1 protein-coding gene is annotated in these 1,574 nt (G+C 60.1%); it reads right to left on the bottom strand.

Annotated features, from left to right (window positions below; translation table 11 throughout):
• Window positions 1–16: 16 nt before the first annotated feature.
• Window positions 17–1,498 (bottom strand): ISL3 family transposase, encoded by a 1,482-nt coding sequence (locus tag AD72_RS36010; protein WP_425480790.1) that lies wholly within the window; start codon window positions 1,496–1,498, stop codon window positions 17–19.
• Window positions 1,499–1,574: the final 76 nt, after the last annotated feature.

The raw sequence follows: 1,574 nt of genomic DNA, 5'->3' as shown, positions 1-1,574 counted from the left end.
CTTTTCGTGATTGGTTCTATGCGAGGAGGACTCGTTTTCTGAGGAGGTCGAGGTTGGCTCGGCCGTACATTTGCCTTTTGATCATTTTGATGCGGTTGACGTTGCCTTCGGTGGGGCCGTTGCTATGAGTCTGGGTCAGGCCAGCGACTACTGCTGCCTCGTCCTTGGCTAGTCCTCGGGTGAAGGAGTGTAGATAAGGGAGATCGGCGGCACGGACTGTTGTGGTCCAGTGGTGCAACTGGTTTTTGTTGTGTTGACGGGGATTGAGCATTTCCGCGAATCCTTGAACGGCGTCAGCGAGGTCTATCATTTCTGGGCATGAGCTGATCAGTTCCTGCCGTAGGTTGCGTTGGGTGTCGCTGAGATTTTCTGGCCGGGTGAGGATCAGGCTGGTGCAGCGGCGCGGGGAGATCGACGCTCGATCGTTTTCTACCCTGCCCTGGTGGATATAGCGGGCCAGCAGGTTCGCGCTTCCCTGGTATCCCAAGGATTTGATCTCTTTCAACAGCTGTGTGACCCCAACGGCGGGATCCTCGGTCCGGCGCTGTCGTAGGTGCTCACGGTAGGGATCGACGAGCGTCGGTCGATACTGTGGGGCCCTGACCACGCGTTCGGGTTGGCTCATGCGGGCGTATCGCTTGACCGTGTTGATTGCCAGGTTGAGTCGTCGAGTGATCTCAAGCAATCCCACGCCTTTATCGAGGAGATTGTGAATCTGCTGCCAGCGTTGACCGGTGGTAGCTGCACGCGCGCCGTCACGCATCGGCGTGCCGGTTTTCGCCCAGCAGCTACTGTGCGCTGCGACCTCTTTCAGCGTGGCGTCGGCGAGGCCTTTCCAGAGATGCCAGCGATCACTGACCTGCATCGCGTGTGGTGCGGCAGTCCGGATGGCCTCAGCATAGGAGGCGGAGCCATCCCGACACACGGTCTGCACTTCCGGGTGTTCGCGCAGCCAATCTCGAGTGGTGTCAATCCGCCGGTTGGCCAGGATATCGACCGGACGCCTGGTATGCATGTCAACGATCACTGTCGCGTAGCGAAGGCGTTTCCGTAACGCGAAATCATCGATACCAGCCACCGTGACAGGGTTCGTCGGTGGATCCGGGAGACCGCGCACCAACCTCAGCAGACTGTCTCGACTCGTTGCGATCCCTAACCTGGCGGCCAGCCGTGTGCCCGCACGACCCGCCATGGCCAGCCCGATAGCCTCCAGTATCCGCCGCGCTAACGGCGTGTGCCGTGCGTAGGCACTGGTCAGACCGTCGATCTGCTCAGCGAACGTTCTCGCGGGACAGCCATTGGCATCACAGAAAAAGCGCCGCACTCGCAGCACCAGGGTCGTCGGCCTTCCAGCGATCGCCGCATCAGCCAGCGTGCGCTGATAGCGGCTATGCACTCGGGACGAGACTGTCCCGCACCGCGGGCACCGCGCCGAGCCCGATTTCGTCGAGCCCCAAATCTCCGTACCCGCACCGCAAGCCTTCACCGAATCGACCACCACATCCGCGAGATGAGGAAGCAAATCCCTTACATAGCAACAATTATGAGCGTTACACGACTGAATTATTCCACGC

It is taken from the genome of Sciscionella sediminilitoris, from assembly GCF_000737195.2.
Classification (GTDB): Bacteria; Actinomycetota; Actinomycetes; order Mycobacteriales; family Pseudonocardiaceae; genus Sciscionella; species Sciscionella sediminilitoris.
Note: the sequence above shows the minus strand (reverse complement) of the source record. Positions and strands in the feature narration are given on the sequence as shown.